Consider the following 16,777-nt stretch of genomic DNA (forward strand, 5'->3'; position numbering starts at 1 on the left):
GTCTGGCCTACGGGGGTGGTCTGTAGGCCGGGAAAGCGCAGCGCCACCCGGCAATTTCTCATAGCGGCACAAAGAACCTGAACCGCGCCCCGCTCACGGACTCCATCAGCCTGATCCCGCCACCGTGCAGCTCCAGCATTCTCTTCACGATTAACAGCCCTAATCCCCCACGGTTCTCCCGCGACGCCTGAGGATTTAACGCTGACGGTCGCTGGAACAAATCGTCGCGCAGCGAGGCATCTACGCCCGTACCATTGTCTGCCACTTCGACCTGAAGTCGTTCATTCTCCTGCCAGACCGCCAGACGAATTTCTCCGCCGCTCGGCGTATGACGGATGGCGTTATCCAGAAGATTAGTGACCACGCGCTCGATCATCGACACGTCGGCGTTCACCAGCGGCAATCGCCCCGGCACATCAATACGCAGGTTCACCTCGCGCGTGCGGGCGGTAAGTTCAAACTTCTGCGCCACGTCGGAAATCAGTTCAGCCATGGCAAAACGCTCGCGCTGGGGCTTGATGCCGCCGTGCTCAAGACGCGCCAGCTCGAACAGCTGCTGCGACAGATGGCGTACCTTTTGCCCCTGACGCAGCGCGGTAGCGAGGTACTGCTGATGCTCCTGCGGCGACAGCGTGGCGGATTTCAGCGACAGCGTTTCCAGATAACCCAGCAGCGACGTCAACGGGGTGCGTAAGTCGTGCGAAATGTTGGCGATAAACTCCCGGCGCTGGCGGTCGCTGTCGGCCAGCCGATCCCACTGAGAGGTGATTTTGCGCGCCAGCTCGATAAAGGTATTGCGCAGGATCGCCACTTCATCCTGGCCGGCAGGCTCGAGCGGCTGGGCCGCCAGCTGCTTAATCGCGCTGATGCTGTCCTGCTCCAGCCCGGCCACGTCCAGCGTGAGCTGTTTAACCGGGCGCGTCACCCAGTACCAGAGCAGCAACCCGGCCAGCAGACCAAACAGCGCCACCAGCAGCATCGACCACAGCGCCGTACTCCAGAGCGCTTTGTGCCAGGCCATCTCCGCCAGCGCGTTGGACTCCTCCCCCTGCAAAATAATGTACAGATACCCCTTCAGCTCACCGTCCTGCCGCAGCGGGGTGGCGCTGAAGACTTTCTTATTCTGGCTTCGGGGATCGTCGCCAAACACCGGCATCACCGTCCCGCTCAGGAAATTCTGTATCGGCGCGAGGTCAATTTTTTGCCGCTGAATGTGCCCCGGCGGGGCGGCATCGGCCAGGATATCGCCATCAGGCGAGACAACATACAGCTCGACGCTCGGATTAAAGGTCATCAGCCGGTCGAACAGCGGCTTTAAGGCGCTGCGATCCACCCTGCCCTGCGTATCCAGAATCGCTTCCCGCTGCGCAATCTGCTGCGCCAGCCCGCCGGAGAGACGCTGCACCATCGCATTGCCGTACTGCATGCTAACGTAGAGCTGTACCGCACAGGCGACGGTGGCGCAGAGCAGCAGTAACACCGTAAACAGCAGCGTCAGGCGCTGGCTCAGGCTAAAGCGACGCATTATGATTCTGCTCCGCAAATTTGTAGCCTTTGCCCCAGACGGTGCGAACGATCTCCGGCTCGGCGGCATCTTTCTCTATTTTGATGCGCAGGCGGTTAATATGGGTGTTGACGGTGTGTTCGTAGCCTTCGTGCTGATACCCCCACACCTGCTCCAGCAATGCCAGCCGTGAAAAGACCTCTCCGGGATGGCGGGCAAAAAAATAGAGCAGTTCAAATTCACGCGGGGTGAGATCGACGTGTTGACCATTAAGACGCACGGTGCGCGCCAGCGGATCGATAGTCAGACCGTGCGCCTGAATAATGCCGTCCGTCTGCGCCTGGCCCATCGCCTGCTGTCGGCGGAACAGCGCCTTAATGCGGGCAATCAGCTCCTGCACCGAGAAAGGTTTTGCCAGATAATCATCCGCCCCGGTTTCCAGGCCGGTAATACGGTCAGTTTCACTGCTGCGGGCGCTAATGATGATAATGGGCAGGTAGCGGGTCATCTGGCGGATACGGCGGCAAATCTCCAGACCATCAACATTCGGCAGCATCAGATCGAGGATCACCGCGTCCCACGGCTGTTTTTCAAGACGCTGTAAGGCGTTGCCCCCGTCCGGCTCGTGGGTAATGGCGTAGCCTTCATCTTCCAGGTTAAGACGCAGGAGTGCCGCGATATCGTGGTCGTCTTCTACCAGCAGGATCTGCTTCATGGGTAAGCCTTCAATCATTTGTTATGACGTAAGCTTACCTGATTTCGAGCGGGGGAAGAGTTCACATTTTGTTTAAGACTTCACGAGCAACGTCAGCACTTCGTAATGCGCAGTGTGCGGGAACATATCAAAGAGCTGAACGCGCGCAATGCAGTAGCCCGGCAGGCTGGCGATATCCTTCGCCATGGTCTGCGCATTACAGCTGGAGTAGACAATGTACTCCGGCGCCATCTGGCTCAGGTAGTCGCAGAGCGCCTGGCCGATGCCCCTGCGCGGCGGGTTTACCAGCACCAGCTCCGGCACGTTGCCCTGGCCGGTGGCGAACCGGGTCGAGTCCAGCGCCTGGAAGTGCAGATTCGTCAGCCCCAGCTCCGCGGCGGACTGTTTCGCGCAGGCGATGGCCTCCGCAGAAATTTCAATCCCGGTGAGCTGCATGTCTGGCGTGGCACAGTGCAGGCCAAAGCCGCCGACGCCGCAGAACAGATCCCACATGTGATGAACCTGTAACGCACGCACCCAGTCGCGCGCGGTCGCGTACAGCGCGCTGGCGACGGTGGGGTTAGTCTGGAAGAAGCTTTGCGGACGGATCCACAGCGGCACGCCGTTGAAATTCTCCGCCAGCGCATGCTGTTCGGTGAAGAAAATCTCTTTCTCTCCTTCCATGATCGCCATATGCACCGGCTGAATATTAGCGGTAATGACCTTGAGCTGCGGAAGCTGTTCCTGCAGCCACGGCAACACCGCGCGAAGCTGCTCCAGTTTGGTTTCCGAACGCAGCACAAAGCGCAGCATCATCCCGCCGTCGATTTGGCTTTCGGTCAGCAGAAGGTACTTAAGCTCGCCGCGCCTGCGGGCAACGTTATAGGGCGTTAACCCCGCGCGGGCGATAAAGGGTTTCAGGGCGGTAAACACCGGCTCAAACGAGGCGGGATACAGCGGACAGCCGGTGAGATCGACGGGCGTGCCGTCACGGTGCAGCATGCCCAGCAGCGGCTTTTCGACGCTGCCGCTGACCACCATTTTGGCTTTATTACGAAAGCCCTGCTCCGGCCCGCTGACGGGTGCGCACCACTCGCCCACCGCGTGTGCTGCCAGCAGCTGTTGCAGGTCGGCCATTTTGGCGGTGAGTTGTTGAGGGACCGGCTGTTCTATCCACTGACAGGAGCGGCAGCGTCCGGCGTCATAGAGTGCGCACTGCATATGAAAACCTTAAGAATCACGAGGGCTGCGATTATACACATTATTGCAGGCGGAAGAACCGCCGACTGGAGGCGGGAACATAGAGCAGGCAGAGCACCAGCATGTCCGGCAATTTTTGCATCACTAAGGAATGGAAAATCTCGCGGCGGGAGCCGCCGGGAATGCTGAACAGCTCCGGATAGCCATAGCCCAGCGAGGCGGCCCACAGATAGCTGGCGGCGGTGATCTGCGTAAGAAAATATACCCAGCGCGCCCAGTTGCGCCCCTTTACCAGCGAGAACGCACAGTAGATCTCAATAAACACCAGCATCAGGCTGCTGAGAAACACCAGCGTCAGATTCCACGTCTGCGCGCTGCGGTGAATGAACTCCCCCATGCCTCGCGGGCCCAGCGTGTTCATAATCATCAGCACATCCAGGCAGCGGATCATAATAATGGCGAGCGCCGCCACCTGCACCAGCGCAGGGACGTTCGGACGGGCGTGCGAATGACGTGTTTTTTGCAAGAATCCCAATGTTTTTACTTCCCTGAAAAACAGTGCCGCGTCATACGCGGCACATCACTGGAAATAATAATTCCTTCAGCCGCGTCTTGCACGCTGGATATCGCGCACGCGCTGCTTTTCCGCGCGCGCCATCAAATACCAGGCGATAAATCCGACAATTCCGACCACGCCGAGGATGATGGAGGCCAGGGCATTAATCTCCGGATTCACCCCCATGCGCACGCTGGAGAAGACCAGCATCGGCAGCGTCGTCGCGCCTGGGCCCGAGACAAAACTGGCAATAACCAGATCGTCGAGCGAGAGCGTGAACGCCAGCAGCCAGCCGGAGATCACCGCCGGCATAATCATCGGCAGCGTAATGATGAAAAAGACCTTCAGCGGCGTGGCGCCGAGATCCATCGCCGCCTCTTCAATGGAGCGATCCAGCTCGCGCAGCCGCGAGGAGATGACCACCGCCACATACGCCGTACAGAAGGTGACGTGCGCCAGCCAGATGGTGAGCATCCCGCGATCCGCTGGCCAGCCGATGGCGTGCGCCAGCGCGACAAACAGCAGGAGCAGCGACAGACCGGTGATGACGTCCGGCATGACCAGCGGGGCGGTGATCATAAACGCAAAACCATTTGCTCCGCGAAAACGGCCGAAGCGCACCATCACCAGCGCGGCAATCGTGCCCAGCACGCAGGCCATCGTCGCCGCCAGCGCCGCAATGGTCAGGCTCAGCCCCACCGCACTCATCATCGCATCATCGTGGAACAGCTCGCTGTACCAGCGCGTCGACCAGCCCGCCCAGACGGTGACCAGCTTTGAGCTGTTGAACGAGTAGATCACCAGCATCAGCATCGGCGCGTACAGGAAGGTAAAGCCGATAATGAGGATCGCAATTCGCCACGGGGAGCGTACTACCGGTAAGTTGTTCATCCGTGGTCTCCCATCTGTTTCTGCTGATGTTTGTGGAACCACATGATCGGAACGATCAGCAGCAGTAACATGACAATCGCCACCGCCGAGGCCACCGGCCAGTCGCGGTTATTGAAGAACTCCTGCCACAGCACGCGGCCAATCATGATGCTGTCCGGGCCGCCGAGCAGTTCGGGGATCACAAACTCCCCGACCGCCGGGATAAACACCAGCATCGATCCGGCGATGATCCCGCCTTTTGTGAGCGGCACAATGACGCTGAAGAACGTCTTCAATGGGCGTGCGCCGAGATCCAGCGAGGCTTCCACCAGCGAGTAATCGATTCGCGTCAGCGCCGTATAGATTGGCAGCACCATAAACGGCAGATAGGCATAGACAATCCCGATATACACCGCAAGGTTGGTATGCAGGATCGTCAGCGGCTGGTCGATCACCCCAAGCCACAGCAGGAAGTTATTCAGTATGCCGTTATTCTTCAGGATCCCCATCCACGCGTACACGCGGATCAGGAACGATGTCCACGACGGTAAAATGACCAACAGCAGTAAAATATTTCGCGTCGACGGCTTGCTGTGCGCCACTGCCCACGCCAGCGGGTAGCCCATCAACAAGCAGCAGATCGTTGAGATCGCCGCAACCTGTAACGACTGTAAATAGGCTTCGAAATAGAGCGGATCCTCAGTCAGTTGCAGGAAATTCCCGAGGTTTAAGGTCAGCGTCAGCTGCCCGTCGGCCCACTCCCACAGATCGGTATACGGTGGGATCGCCCGCGCCATCTCCGCCAGGCTGATCTTAAAGACGATCAGGAACGGCAGCAGAAACAGCAGGATCAGCCAGATATAGGGCATGGCGATGACCAGCTTGCGGCCATGCGCCATCTGCACGCGCGCCAGCCAGTGCGAGAAACCGCCCGGTTTTTTGACGCGGGCTGGAGGTTCAAGTGTGCTCATGACCGCTCCTTATACCGTCAGGACTACGCAACTGTCCGCATCCCAGCACAGGCTCACTTCGTCGCCCCAGGTTGGCTGTCCCTTGCGATACCGGTGTTCGTTCTGTAACTGGGCGCTGAGCATCTGCCCGCTTTTCAGGCGGACATGGTAAATCGACAGATCGCCGAGATAGGCGATGTGTACCACTTCGCCCACGGCAAAGTTATAGCCATCGGCGGGCGGCTCATCGCAAAGCATGATTTTTTCCGGGCGCAGGGCAACGTAAACCGGCACGTTGTCCACCACGGAATTATCAGAATCAACCTTAAGCGGGTGCACCAGCCCCGGCGATTCAATCACCAGACCGTCTTCCTGGCGTTCCTTCAGCAGCCCTTCGAAGACGTTTACCGAGCCGATGAACTCCGCGCTGTAGCGGGTTGTCGGGTGTTCGTAAATCTCCTCCGGCTCGCCTATCTGCACGAACTTACCGCGATTCATGATCGCAATGCGCCCGGCCATGGTCATCGCCTCTTCCTGGTCGTGCGTCACCATCACGCAGGTCACCCCTACGCGCTCAAGGATATCCACCACTTCCAGCTGCATCCGGTCGCGCAGCTTTTTATCCAGCGCGCCCATCGGCTCGTCGAGCAGGAGTAATTTCGGCCGTTTGGCCAGACTTCTTGCCAGCGCCACGCGCTGACGCTGGCCGCCGGAAAGCTGATGCGGCTTACGCTTCGCGAACTCCTGCATGTGCACCAGGCTCAGCATCTCCGCCACGCGCGCGGTGATTTCGGCTTTCGGCAGTTTGTCCTGCTTCAGGCCGAAGGCGATGTTCTGCTCGACGGTCATGTGCGGGAACAGGGCATAGGACTGGAACATCATGTTAATGGGCCGCTGGTACGGCGGCACGCTGGAGAGGTCTACCCCATCCAGCACGATCTGCCCGGCGGTAGGTTGTTCAAACCCGGCCAGCATACGCAGCAGGGTCGATTTACCGCAGCCGGATGCGCCGAGCAAAGCAAAAATTTCACCTTTGTAGATCGTCAGGCTGACATCGTCCACGGCATGCTGGCCGTCGAAGGATTTGGTGAGGTTACGAATTTCAAGAAGCGGGGTCAGCGCTTTACGGACTTTCGCCTGCGGGCGGGGGATCGCGTCATTCACGGGGTGCTCTCCGGCATAGATCAACACTGGTGCAAACGCACCGTCAGGGTGCGCATCGCCGGGCGGCGCTAACGCTTGCCCGGCCTACGGGATTTGTCGGCCCGGTAAGCGACAGCGCCACCGGGCAACGATATCAAACGCCGTTACTTACCGCTTTTCACCTTCGTCCACGCGCGGGTACGCACACGGTCAATTTTCGGTTCCTGCACTTTCAGGGTGAAGAGCTTGGCAAACACATCGGCTGGCGGGTAGATCGCCGGATTATTGCGGATTTCTTCGCTCACCAGCGGCACGGAGGCCTTGTTACCATTGGCGTAGTAGACGTGGTCGCTGATGTGGGCAATCACTTCCGGACGCATCAGGTAGTTGAGGAACTGATACGCTTCCTCTTTGTTTTTCGCATCAGCCGGCATCGCGAAGACGTCGAAGAACGCCAGCGCCCCCTCCTTCGGAATGAAGTAGGAAACATTCACGCCGTTTTTCGCCTCTTTCGCACGGTTCGCTGCCTGCCAGACGTCACCCGCCCAGCCGATGGCCACGCAGATATCCCCGTTAGCCAGGTCGTTGATGTACTGAGAGGAGTGGAAGTAGCGAATATTCGGACGCAGCTTTAATAGCAGGTCGGTCGCCGGACCGGTGTAGTCGTCGGCCTTGCTGCTGTTTGGATCTTTGCCGAGATAGTTAAGCACGGTGGCGAAAATCTCTTCCGGCGCATCGAGGAAAGAGACGCCGCAGCTTTTCAGCTTCTCGAGATTTTCCGGCTTCAGCACGACGTCCCAGCTGTCCAGTTTGACGTCCGGGCCCAGCGCCGCTTTGACTTTATCCACGTTAAAGCCAATACCAGTGGTCGCCCACAGGTAAGGCATGGCGTATTTGTTGTCCGGATCATGCTTCGCCACCAGCTTCAGCACTTCCGGATCGAGGTTTTTCCAGTTCGATAACTTGTTCTTGTCCAGCGGCTGGAAGACACCGGCGGTCAGCTGACGCTCCAGGAAGCTTGCAGAGGGCACCACCAGGTCGAAACCGGTACTGCCCGCCATCAGTTTGCCTTCCAGTACTTCGTTGGAATCGAATACGTCGTAGACAACCTTAATGCCGGTCTCTTTTTCAAAATTCGCGACGGTGTCCGGCGCAATATAGTCAGACCAGTTATAGACGTGCAGCGTTTTTTGTTCCGCAGCGAGCGTGCCGGCAGAGACGGCCATCAGAGCACCCGCAACCAGACCCGATAACCATTTTTTATTCAAGGCGATCATATTGTTATTCCTTCTGAAAGCTCGTTAACAAACGAACCAAAACTGTGCAGCATGAAGATATGCAATATTCATGCATAGTTTGTCGCTCTGCCCGAAATAAAATACACCCCTCTTCCCGGCAGGTTCCGCTCGCTTTTTTAAGCACCGCAAGAATAACTGTAGCCCGTGTCTCCGGCTATAGCCCAGACGAAAAAACGCCTTTTATCAATTTTTTATGCAGATTATGTCTACGTGATAAGCCGAAACGGCCTGAGAGGAGGTGAAAAATTCTTTAAAGAAAGGTTAAAAGCAGCAGAAAAAGCGGTGTTATGCAGCCGCTCTGGTAGCGACTGCGCAAAAGTCAGACAGGCTTAGTGGAGAAAATTGGAAGATGCATCATTATTCTCGGCATCATCTTCCGCGCTATACAGCAGGTGATGTGCGTTGGCTTCCATCATTACCATGGAAATTTGCTCTTCGCTCAGGCGCATAAACCAGGCGAACTGTTTGAAGGAGAGCCCCGCGCCGGAGAATAAAGACTGGCAAACCACCAGCTTCGGCAGATTATCATCCTGTATGTCGAGAAACGCTTTCACGGTCAAAGAACTAGCGTTAATCGCTGACAGATCGGATGCCAGTGCAAGCAGCGCTGAAGGCTTCACTTCAGCCAGCGCCGAGAACAGGATCACGTCGTTAATCAGATCGATTTTGGCATCAAAAATACCATCGAAATTTTGCATGTGAGGCAGATGCAGCGCCTGGCAGGAGTCGCATTCGAAAAAAGTAATACCGGCATCATCGAGCCATTGACGTAACGTATCCAGTGTAGGTACGACCTGTAAATCCATCGCTGTGCAGCCTCTTAAATAAAAACGTTGTCCAGCTTACGCAAAAAGTGCGCGCCGATCCATTTAACCGCCCGTTTTCAGGCAAAATCCCGGCGTCGCATGGCGTTCAATCCATGCGATCATTTTACCTGCAATATCGACGCCTGTGGTTTTTTCCACCCCTTCCAGCCCCGGCGAGGCGTTAACTTCCATCACCAGCGGCCCGCGGTCGGCACGCAGCAGATCGACCCCCGCCACGTCCAGGCCCAGCGTCTGCGCCGCTTTCACCGCAATCTCGCGCTCGCGCTCGCTGATAAGGGCCACCCGCGCGATACCACCGCGGTGCAGGTTAGAGCGGAAGTCGCCCTCTTTCGCCTGCCGCTCTATGGCGGCAACCACTTCATCGCCCACCACAAAGCAGCGGATGTCGCACCCTTTGGCCTCTTTAATATACTCCTGCACCAGAATATGGGCATTCAGACCGCGAAAGGCGTCAATCACGCTTTCCGCCGCCTGACGCGTCTCCGCCAGTACCACCCCAATACCCTGCGTGCCTTCCACCAGCTTAATGACCAGCGGCGCACCGCCCACCATGTCGATTAAATCGCTGGTGTCGTCCGGGGAGTGAGCAATCCCGGTGACGGGCAGATCGATCCCCTGGCGCGCCAGCAGTTGCAGCGAGCGCAGCTTATCGCGGGCGCGTGAGATCGCCACGGACTCATTGAGCGGATAGCTTCCCAGCATTTCAAACTGGCGCAGCGCGGCCGTGCCGTAATAGGTGATCTGGGAGCCAATGCGGGGAATTACCGCATCAAAATGCGGGAGTTTGCGGCCTTTGTAATGAATCGACGACGCCGCAGGGTCGATGTTCATATAGCAGGACATCGGATCGAGGATCTCAACCTGATGTCCGCGTTTCGCCGCCGCTTCTCGCAGGCGTTTACATGAATAGAGCGTTCCATCCCGGGACAATATGGCAATTTTCACCCTGCACCTCTCTAAAGACATGGGAAAAGCCTGCCTATCATACACGAGGCGCAGGAGGAAGGGACTATCGCGTTGCCCAGCCCTGTTTGTGCAGGTAATCAAGAATGAACGGGCGGTTTTCTTTAATGATGGTGCGACGAATATGGTCGCTCCAGGTATCGCGGCGGTTGTTGCTGTCGCGCGTCAGATAGTAGTTCGCCAGCTCTTCATCGTATTGATGCAGAACGTCCTGATCGACCGGCTGGTAGTGGTTTTCATGCACCAGCATCGCAGCAGGAATACGCGGCTTCAGATCCGGGTTATCCGCCGGCCAGCCGAGGCACAGACCAAACAGCGGCAACACGTGTTTCGGCAGCTTCAGCAGTTGCGTCACGCTTTCGATGTTATTACGCAGCCCGCCGATATAGACGCCGCCAAGCCCCAGCGATTCCGCCGCCGTGAACGCGTTTTGCGCCATCAATGCCGTATCCACCACGCCCAGCAGCAGCTGTTCCGCCAGCCCCAGCTCCGCCTCAGGACAGATTTGCAGGTGACGGTTAAAATCGGCGCAGAACACCCAGAACTCAGCCGCCTGGGCAACGTGCTTTTGTCCGCCCGTCAGCGTTACCAGCTGTTCACGCATCGCCGGATCGGTGATGCGGATAATGGAGCTGCACTGCAAAAAGCTGGAGCTGGAGGTGCCTCTTGCGCTGTCGATGATCGCGTCCCGCTGCGCCTGGGTGATCGGCTCATCGGTGAAATGGCGAATGGAACGGTGGGAACGAAGCAGGTCAATGGTTGGCGTCATTTTGTCTCTCTTTGTATTGCGTAAAACGTATGGCAGCCAGTATAGGCAATGATCCACCTGATGTAATTGGCGAAACATAGCCTGACTGTATCAAAGTGACAGGTGAAACCTTCTTTCCATGACGGCAGGTTATCGTGCACTATAGGGATTATTCGCCGTCAGGCTTGTTTTTTGAGGAGAGAGAAATGTTTGCAGTAATTTTTGGTCGTCCAGGATGCCCTTACTGTGTGCGCGCGAAAGAGCTGGCTGAGAAACTGACTGAAGAACGTGATGATTTCAACTTCCGTTACGTGGATATCCACGCGGAAGGCATCAGCAAAGCCGATCTGGAAAAAACCGTGGGTAAACCGGTTGAAACCGTGCCGCAAATCTTCCTCGATCAGAAACACATCGGCGGCTGCACCGATTTCGAAGCGTACGCCAAAGAGCACCTGGGCCTGTTTGCCGCTCAGTAATGCTAAGACGCCCTCACCCTGAGGGCGTTTTTATTTATGGTGCTTCCGCTGTTGCAGCAGGCTGCGCATAAATAAGAAACAGAGCGCCCCCAGCGCACACCAGAAAACGCCACTTAGTAGCCACGCCACTTCCTGCCAGACGCTTCTCGACGAGAGAAACAGCACGCGCATCAGAAGCAGGCAGAGGGGCGCCGCAAGGATGGCCCCCAGCAGCGGCATTACCACCTCGCCTTTGCGCGAGAGAAAACTGGCCACTACCCCCGGCAGGATAAAGAACAACAGGCCCAGCTCGGGATGACCGGACGCTCTGAAGGCGCCCTTAACATTAAAAGCAAGCGACATGCAAACGACCGTAAACAGCAAAAAGCAGCTGATTACGCCAACCCAGTTTCGTTTAAAGTTCAAACTATCCTCCTGACTTATCTCTATCAAATACAAAAATCGTCCGGTGGACGCCCAGTCAGATAAAGCATTGCGGCAATCCTTGCCAAAGCACGCACACAAGTCGTGCGATAATAGGTGGCTGTCGGTAGCTATTACGATTAAACTAACCGCCTGCTAGTGTTTAGGGTATTTATCAGGAAGCAGGGAGGTGCAAAGTGATTCCCTGACTCTGAAAACAGTAGCCCAAATAGTCCTTTCATTCAACAACTTACTGGTAAACAAGAAGTTAGCCTCCGTGAATATAAACGTCGCAGACTTGTTAAATGGGAATTACATCCTGTTATTATTTGTGGTACTGGCACTGGGCCTTTGTCTGGGTAAATTGCGCCTGGGTTCAGTTCAACTTGGTAATTCCATTGGCGTTTTAGTCGTCTCCCTGTTATTAGGTCAGCAACATTTCAGTATTAACACGGACGCGCTTAACTTAGGTTTCATGCTGTTTATTTTCTGCGTTGGCGTGGAAGCCGGTCCGAACTTTTTTTCCATTTTCTTCCGAGACGGCAAAAATTATCTGATGCTGGCGCTGGTGATGGTCGGCAGCGCCCTGCTGATTGCGTTAGGGCTGGGCAAACTGTTTGGCTGGGACATCGGCTTAACGGCCGGCATGCTGGCAGGCTCGATGACCTCCACGCCGGTGCTTGTTGGCGCGGGGGATACGCTTCGTCATTCTGGCATGGCAGGCACGCAGCTTTCCGCCGCGCTGGATAACCTGAGCCTGGGCTATGCCCTGACCTATCTGATTGGTCTGGTGAGCCTGATTGTTGGCGCGCGCTATCTGCCAAAACTTCAGCATCAGGATCTCCAGACCAGCGCCCAAACCATTGCCCGAGAGCGTGGTCTGGATACGGACTCCAAACGTAAAGTTTACCTGCCGGTGATCCGCGCCTACCGCGTCGGTCCGGAACTGGTTGCCTGGACCGACGGGAAAAACCTGCGCGAGCTGGGGATTTACCGTCAGACCGGCTGCTACATCGAACGTATCCGTCGTAACGGCATTCTGGCAAACCCCGACGGTGACGCGGTGCTCCAGATGGGCGATGACATCGCCCTTGTTGGCTACCCGGACGCCCACGCGCGTCTCGATCCGAGCTTCCGCAACGGGAAAGAAGTGTTCGACCGCGACCTGCTGGACATGCGTATCGTCACCGAAGAGATTGTGGTGAAGAACCACAACGCCGTGGGCCGCCGTCTGGCGCAGCTGAAGCTGACCGACCACGGCTGTTTCCTCAACCGCGTGATCCGCAGCCAGATTGAAATGCCTATCGACGATAACGTGGTGCTTAATAAAGGCGATGTGTTGCAGGTCAGCGGCGATGCCCGACGTGTTAAAACCGTTGCCGACCGTATCGGCTTTATCTCGATTCACAGTCAGGTGACGGACCTGTTAGCCTTCTGCGCCTTCTTCATTGTTGGCCTGATGATCGGGATGATCACCTTCCAGTTCAGTAACTTTAGCTTCGGCATCGGTAACGCTGCCGGTCTGCTGTTCGCCGGGATCATGCTGGGCTTCCTGCGAGCGAACCATCCCACCTTCGGCTACATCCCTCAGGGAGCGCTGAACATGGTGAAAGAGTTCGGTCTGATGGTCTTTATGGCGGGTGTCGGCTTAAGCGCCGGGAGCGGCATTGGCAATGGCCTGGGTGCGGTCGGCTGGCAAATGTTGGTTTCCGGACTTATCGTCAGCCTGGTACCGGTAGTCATCTGCTTCCTGTTCGGCGCCTACGTGCTCCGCATGAACCGCGCCCTGCTCTTCGGCGCGATGATGGGCGCGCGCACCTGCGCACCGGCAATGGAGATCATCAGCGACACCGCGCGCAGCAACATCCCGGCGCTGGGCTATGCAGGCACCTACGCCATCGCAAACGTGCTGCTGACGCTGGCAGGTACGCTGATCATCATTATCTGGCCAGGACTCGGATAAATCTCAAGATTGCGTGTGGCTGAAAAAATTTTCGTTACGCGCAGAACTTTTTACGCAGGGTGCAGTCATAACTAGTGCCACTGCTTTTCTTTGATGTCCCCAATTTGTGGAGCCCATCAACCCCGCCATTTTTGGTTCAAGGTTGATGGGTTTTTTGTTGTCTGAATTTTGTGACCTTCCTAATCAGCCACTTACGAGTCACCTTTAAGACAGATGGCGGCAAAATGGCGGCAGCGCAAAAACTTGTCGCCGTAGGCCAACAAACTTCCCTCTGATTTTGTCCCCTGCCCTCCCCTTCAAAATCATCGCACCAAGACGACAAATGAATACAATCGAAAAAAAACCAGTAAGGAAAGCGCATGTTCGACTTTTATCCAGAGAAGACCTACAGCAGAACAGAAGTTATAAGCAGGCCAACGCCTGTTCCTGCAGTTAACGGGGTTTATTTTTGGTGGTTCAAAGAGATTCCGCCAGGAGTGCCAACGGAAGGATGTATCACAGCAGAAGGTTACACGCTTCTCTACGTCGGCATTTCACCCGACAAGCGCGGGAAGCCTAACAGCCGCTCGAACTTAAGAAAGCGCCTCAAAACGCATTACAGCGGCAATGCCGCAGGCTCAACGCTTCGACGCACACTCGGCGTGCTACTGAGTGGAGTAAGTTGCTTCCCCCTTCGCCGGGTTGGTTCCGGCTCCAGGATGACATTCACTCACCCAGGCGAGCAGTGGCTTGACCTTTGGATGGAGCAAAATGCCAGGGTTCACTGGATACCTGTTGAAGCGCCGTGGGAAGTTGAAGGCAAATTGATTGCAACCATTCCCCTGCCTTTAAATATTCAGGGAAATGCTCACAGCTTTAAACCCACACTTTCGGGGATGCGCACTCAGGCGGCAGTTGAAGCACGTTTGATGGATATTGCGGATGAGCGGGGTTTGAAAAGACGATTGGCGGCGCAGTAAAACCGTACCGCCCGATCTGAGTCAGTAAGCAAATTGTTCCTGCATACCCTTGGGATGAGGCGGTGCTGCGCTGATTTTTTGCGGACGGCATAATGACCGCACAAAAGTCTCATGCGTCACGAAGGTATGCCCGCATTCGATGTTAGTGCACTGGTTGTAGCGTTCTTTGGTTTCGTTGGAAACCTGGAAGCTGCTTCGGGTATGTGCCGCCTGTCCGCACATAGGACAATTCATCATAATAATCAGCCCTCATTATTAACCAGTTCGCAATAATGATACATCATTGTTCGCATTTTGGAACTAATCATTCCATTGCGAACTCATCTATTTTCACCTCAAACTCAATACTGGTTGTGAAACCACTGTCAGCGCTGACCGTATGCGTGAGCGTGGTAATTGTCCACTCCGCTTCATCTATGGGCCGCTTAAAACCGCTGACCTTCACTGGCATTTCCGTGTAGAGATCGGCCCGGCCCTCTGCCAGTTGCAGGGAAAAGGACGCCACACCACGCTGCAGGCGTTCCCATTGCGTTTTGGCGGCCCGTTCAGCGTTGGCCCGGTTGGCATAGGTCCTGTTCAGTACCAGCACGTTTTCATCCGTGCCGACCAGATAATCCCCCTGTTTTGCCTCCGGCTCCTTTGCGGTCGTGGTTTTCTTCCGGCGCTTAACGCTTGTGATTTCCTTCTTTGCTGGCTCCCGTGTATGCAGCCAGCTGGCAATTACACCCGTATAAGCTCCACGATCTGCCAGGCTGAAACAGTGGCTGTCTCCGGCCTTGCGGGTGATAGTGATTACCGGCAGTGGCTTTCCGCTTGCAGTTCTGCCCTGCCCCTGGCGAATAAACAGCAGGTGCCCGTCTTTTACAGAGGCAATGGCCCCAAACTGCCGCGCCAGCTTCATCAGGAAACTTGCGTCGCTCTCATTGGTCTGGTCCAGGTGATCCAGCGGCTTATCGGTCAGGTCCTTGCCCAGGGCCATTGTCAGGTTGTGGCGAGTAGCAATATCTTTCACCACTTCGCCCACCGTGGTCTGATGCCAGGACTTCTCCCGCCGGGTGTTCAGGGTTTCCCGAAAGTCGGCACTGCGGGCGCGGATGGTCAGTCTGTCCGGTGCGCCTGCGTGTTCAATCTCATCCACCGTGAAACTGCCCTTTGGGAAAAGTGGCTGCCCTTTCCAGCCCAGCGCCAGGGTGATCACCGCCCCGCGCCGGGGCAACACAATCTGCCCGTCCGCGTCGTCCAGTTCCAGATCGAGCTGATCAGCATCGAAACCTCTATTGTCCGTCAACGTCAGGCTCATCAGGCGCTTATCCAGCACCTCTGTCACGTTCTTGCCCTCAATCACAATACTGAAAGAGGGTGTTTTGCTGTTAAGGTCCAGCTGTTCCGAGCTGATACCGCGCCGCCGTGCATCACAGCTCACCGATTGCCGTTAAGCGAAACATTCTGTATTCCACACCCACTGCTGAGCCAACAGGCATTCAGCCGTTTCGTGCAGGACTACCTGGTGTTTGGCAACGCCTACCTGGAGAAAAGGACGAACCGGCTGGGCGGCATTCTGTCGCTTGAGCCATCGCTGGCGAAATACACCCGCCGCGGGATCGATCTCGACACCTACTGGTTTGTGCAATACGGCATGACCACGCAGCCCTACGAGTTCACCAAAGGCAGTATCTTTCACCTGGTGGAACCAGACCTGAACCAGGAGATTTACGGCCTGCCGGAATACCTGTCCGCCATCCCTTCTGCCCTGCTCAACGAATCAGCCACGCTGTTCCGTCGGAAGTATTACATCAACGGCAGTCACGCGGGTTTTATCATGTACATGACCGACGCCGCGCAGAACCAGGAGGAAGTTAACAACATCCGCCAGGCCATGAAAAGTGCCAAAGGGCCGGGAAACTTCCGCAACCTGTTTATGTACTCGCCCAACGGTAAGAAGGATGGCATTCAGATCATCCCGTTGTCAGAGGTGGCAGCAAAAGATGAGTTTCTGAACATCAAGAACGTGAGCCGCGATGACATGATGGCAGCGCACCGCGTTCCGCCTCAGATGATGGGGATTATGCCTAGCAATGTTGGCGGGTTTGGGGATGTGGAGAAGGCCAGTCGCGTCTTTGTCCGCAACGAGCTGATGCCACTGCAGAAAAGGCTGAGTGAATTAAACAACTGGTTGGCTGATGAAGTTATACTTTTTTCAAGCTATGCACTATAGCAGATAATC

17 protein-coding genes and 1 pseudogene are annotated in these 16,777 nt (G+C 56.2%); 4 read left to right on the forward strand and 14 right to left on the reverse strand.

The annotated features are described in order from the left end of the window. Nucleotides 1-58: 58 nt before the first annotated feature. The 11 genes from ACNQ0T_RS19085 to nfsA form a co-directional block, all read right to left on the reverse strand. A complete protein-coding gene (locus tag ACNQ0T_RS19085) occupies nt 59-1,528 on the reverse strand; it encodes a sensor histidine kinase (protein ID WP_023299687.1) in 1,470 nt (489 codons plus the stop codon). Then, nucleotides 1,512-2,219 (reverse strand): response regulator transcription factor, encoded by a 708-nt coding sequence (locus ACNQ0T_RS19090; protein ID WP_058676903.1) that lies wholly within the window; start codon nt 2,217-2,219, stop codon nt 1,512-1,514. Before ACNQ0T_RS19090 ends, ACNQ0T_RS19085 begins: the two co-directional genes overlap by 17 nt. A 72-nt stretch (nt 2,220-2,291) precedes the next feature. Further along, complete coding sequence (gene rlmC, locus ACNQ0T_RS19095; protein WP_337257752.1) at nt 2,292-3,419, reverse strand: 23S rRNA (uracil(747)-C(5))-methyltransferase RlmC; 1,128 nt, start codon at nt 3,417-3,419, stop codon at nt 2,292-2,294. A gap of 40 nt (nt 3,420-3,459) precedes the next feature. Further along, nucleotides 3,460-3,957, reverse strand: a complete 498-nt coding sequence (locus ACNQ0T_RS19100) for a YbjO family protein (protein WP_087878582.1) — start codon at nt 3,955-3,957, stop codon at nt 3,460-3,462. 42 nt (nt 3,958-3,999) lie between these two features. Next, nucleotides 4,000-4,845, reverse strand: a complete 846-nt coding sequence (gene potI, locus ACNQ0T_RS19105; RefSeq protein WP_003858378.1) for a putrescine ABC transporter permease PotI — start codon at nt 4,843-4,845, stop codon at nt 4,000-4,002. Further along, nucleotides 4,842-5,795, reverse strand: coding sequence for a putrescine ABC transporter permease PotH (gene potH / locus ACNQ0T_RS19110; RefSeq protein WP_022647573.1), 954 nt, complete (start codon nt 5,793-5,795; stop codon nt 4,842-4,844). Before potH ends, potI begins: the two co-directional genes overlap by 4 nt. A gap of 9 nt (nt 5,796-5,804) precedes the next feature. Then, nucleotides 5,805-6,938, reverse strand: coding sequence for a putrescine ABC transporter ATP-binding subunit PotG (gene potG, locus ACNQ0T_RS19115; protein ID WP_006809449.1), 1,134 nt, complete (start codon nt 6,936-6,938; stop codon nt 5,805-5,807). A gap of 143 nt (nt 6,939-7,081) precedes the next feature. Continuing rightward, on the reverse strand, nt 7,082-8,194 hold the full coding sequence (gene potF, locus ACNQ0T_RS19120; RefSeq protein ID WP_022647572.1) for a spermidine/putrescine ABC transporter substrate-binding protein PotF: 1,113 nt from the start codon (nt 8,192-8,194) through the stop codon (nt 7,082-7,084). 350 nt (nt 8,195-8,544) lie between these two features. Then, nucleotides 8,545-9,021, reverse strand: a complete 477-nt coding sequence (locus ACNQ0T_RS19125) for a YbjN domain-containing protein (RefSeq protein WP_022647571.1) — start codon at nt 9,019-9,021, stop codon at nt 8,545-8,547. 63 nt (nt 9,022-9,084) lie between these two features. Then, nucleotides 9,085-9,987 (reverse strand): 30S ribosomal protein S6--L-glutamate ligase, encoded by a 903-nt coding sequence (gene rimK, locus ACNQ0T_RS19130; protein WP_032621711.1) that lies wholly within the window; start codon nt 9,985-9,987, stop codon nt 9,085-9,087. A 64-nt stretch (nt 9,988-10,051) separates the two neighbouring features. Beyond that, entirely contained in the window at nt 10,052-10,774 is a 723-nt protein-coding gene (nfsA, locus tag ACNQ0T_RS19135) for a nitroreductase NfsA (protein WP_023299683.1), read from the reverse strand. A 185-nt stretch (nt 10,775-10,959) separates the two neighbouring features. Between nfsA and ACNQ0T_RS19140 the strand changes: the two genes are divergently transcribed. Next, a complete protein-coding gene (locus tag ACNQ0T_RS19140; protein WP_014169305.1) occupies nt 10,960-11,229 on the forward strand; it encodes a GrxA family glutaredoxin in 270 nt (89 codons plus the stop codon). Nucleotides 11,230-11,259: 30 nt separating this feature from the next. Here ACNQ0T_RS19140 and ACNQ0T_RS19145 read toward each other — a convergent pair whose 3' ends face one another. Next, on the reverse strand, nt 11,260-11,634 hold the full coding sequence (locus tag ACNQ0T_RS19145; RefSeq protein WP_023299682.1) for an inner membrane protein YbjM: 375 nt from the start codon (nt 11,632-11,634) through the stop codon (nt 11,260-11,262). 274 nt (nt 11,635-11,908) lie between these two features. Between ACNQ0T_RS19145 and ACNQ0T_RS19150 the strand changes: the two genes are divergently transcribed. Together ACNQ0T_RS19150 and ACNQ0T_RS19155 are read left to right on the forward strand one after the other, a co-directional pair. After that, nucleotides 11,909-13,594, forward strand: a complete 1,686-nt coding sequence (locus tag ACNQ0T_RS19150) for an aspartate:alanine antiporter (RefSeq protein ID WP_001024855.1) — start codon at nt 11,909-11,911, stop codon at nt 13,592-13,594. A 359-nt stretch (nt 13,595-13,953) separates the two neighbouring features. After that, complete coding sequence (locus tag ACNQ0T_RS19155) at nt 13,954-14,553, forward strand: GIY-YIG nuclease family protein (protein WP_108367340.1); 600 nt, start codon at nt 13,954-13,956, stop codon at nt 14,551-14,553. A gap of 21 nt (nt 14,554-14,574) precedes the next feature. On the opposite strand, the gene ACNQ0T_RS19160 is transcribed toward ACNQ0T_RS19155, so the two are convergent. Continuing rightward, nucleotides 14,575-14,790 carry an ogr/Delta-like zinc finger family protein gene (locus ACNQ0T_RS19160; protein WP_108367339.1) on the reverse strand — a complete coding sequence of 72 codons (216 nt, stop codon included), beginning with the start codon at nt 14,788-14,790 and terminating at the stop codon, nt 14,575-14,577. Nucleotides 14,791-14,857: 67 nt separating this feature from the next. Next, nucleotides 14,858-15,949, reverse strand: coding sequence for a phage late control D family protein (locus ACNQ0T_RS19165; protein ID WP_108367365.1), 1,092 nt, complete (start codon nt 15,947-15,949; stop codon nt 14,858-14,860). On the opposite strand from ACNQ0T_RS19165, the pseudogene ACNQ0T_RS19170 reads away from it, so the two are divergent. After that, nucleotides 15,949-16,768 (forward strand): annotated as a pseudogene (locus ACNQ0T_RS19170) (phage portal protein); the annotation flags it as partial. The gene ACNQ0T_RS19165 and the pseudogene ACNQ0T_RS19170 sit on opposite strands and share 1 nt — an antisense overlap. Nucleotides 16,769-16,777 lie beyond the last annotated feature (9 nt).

It is taken from the genome of Enterobacter cloacae complex sp.6700776, from assembly GCF_048284255.1.
GTDB lineage: Bacteria > Pseudomonadota > Gammaproteobacteria > Enterobacterales > Enterobacteriaceae > Enterobacter > Enterobacter intestinihominis.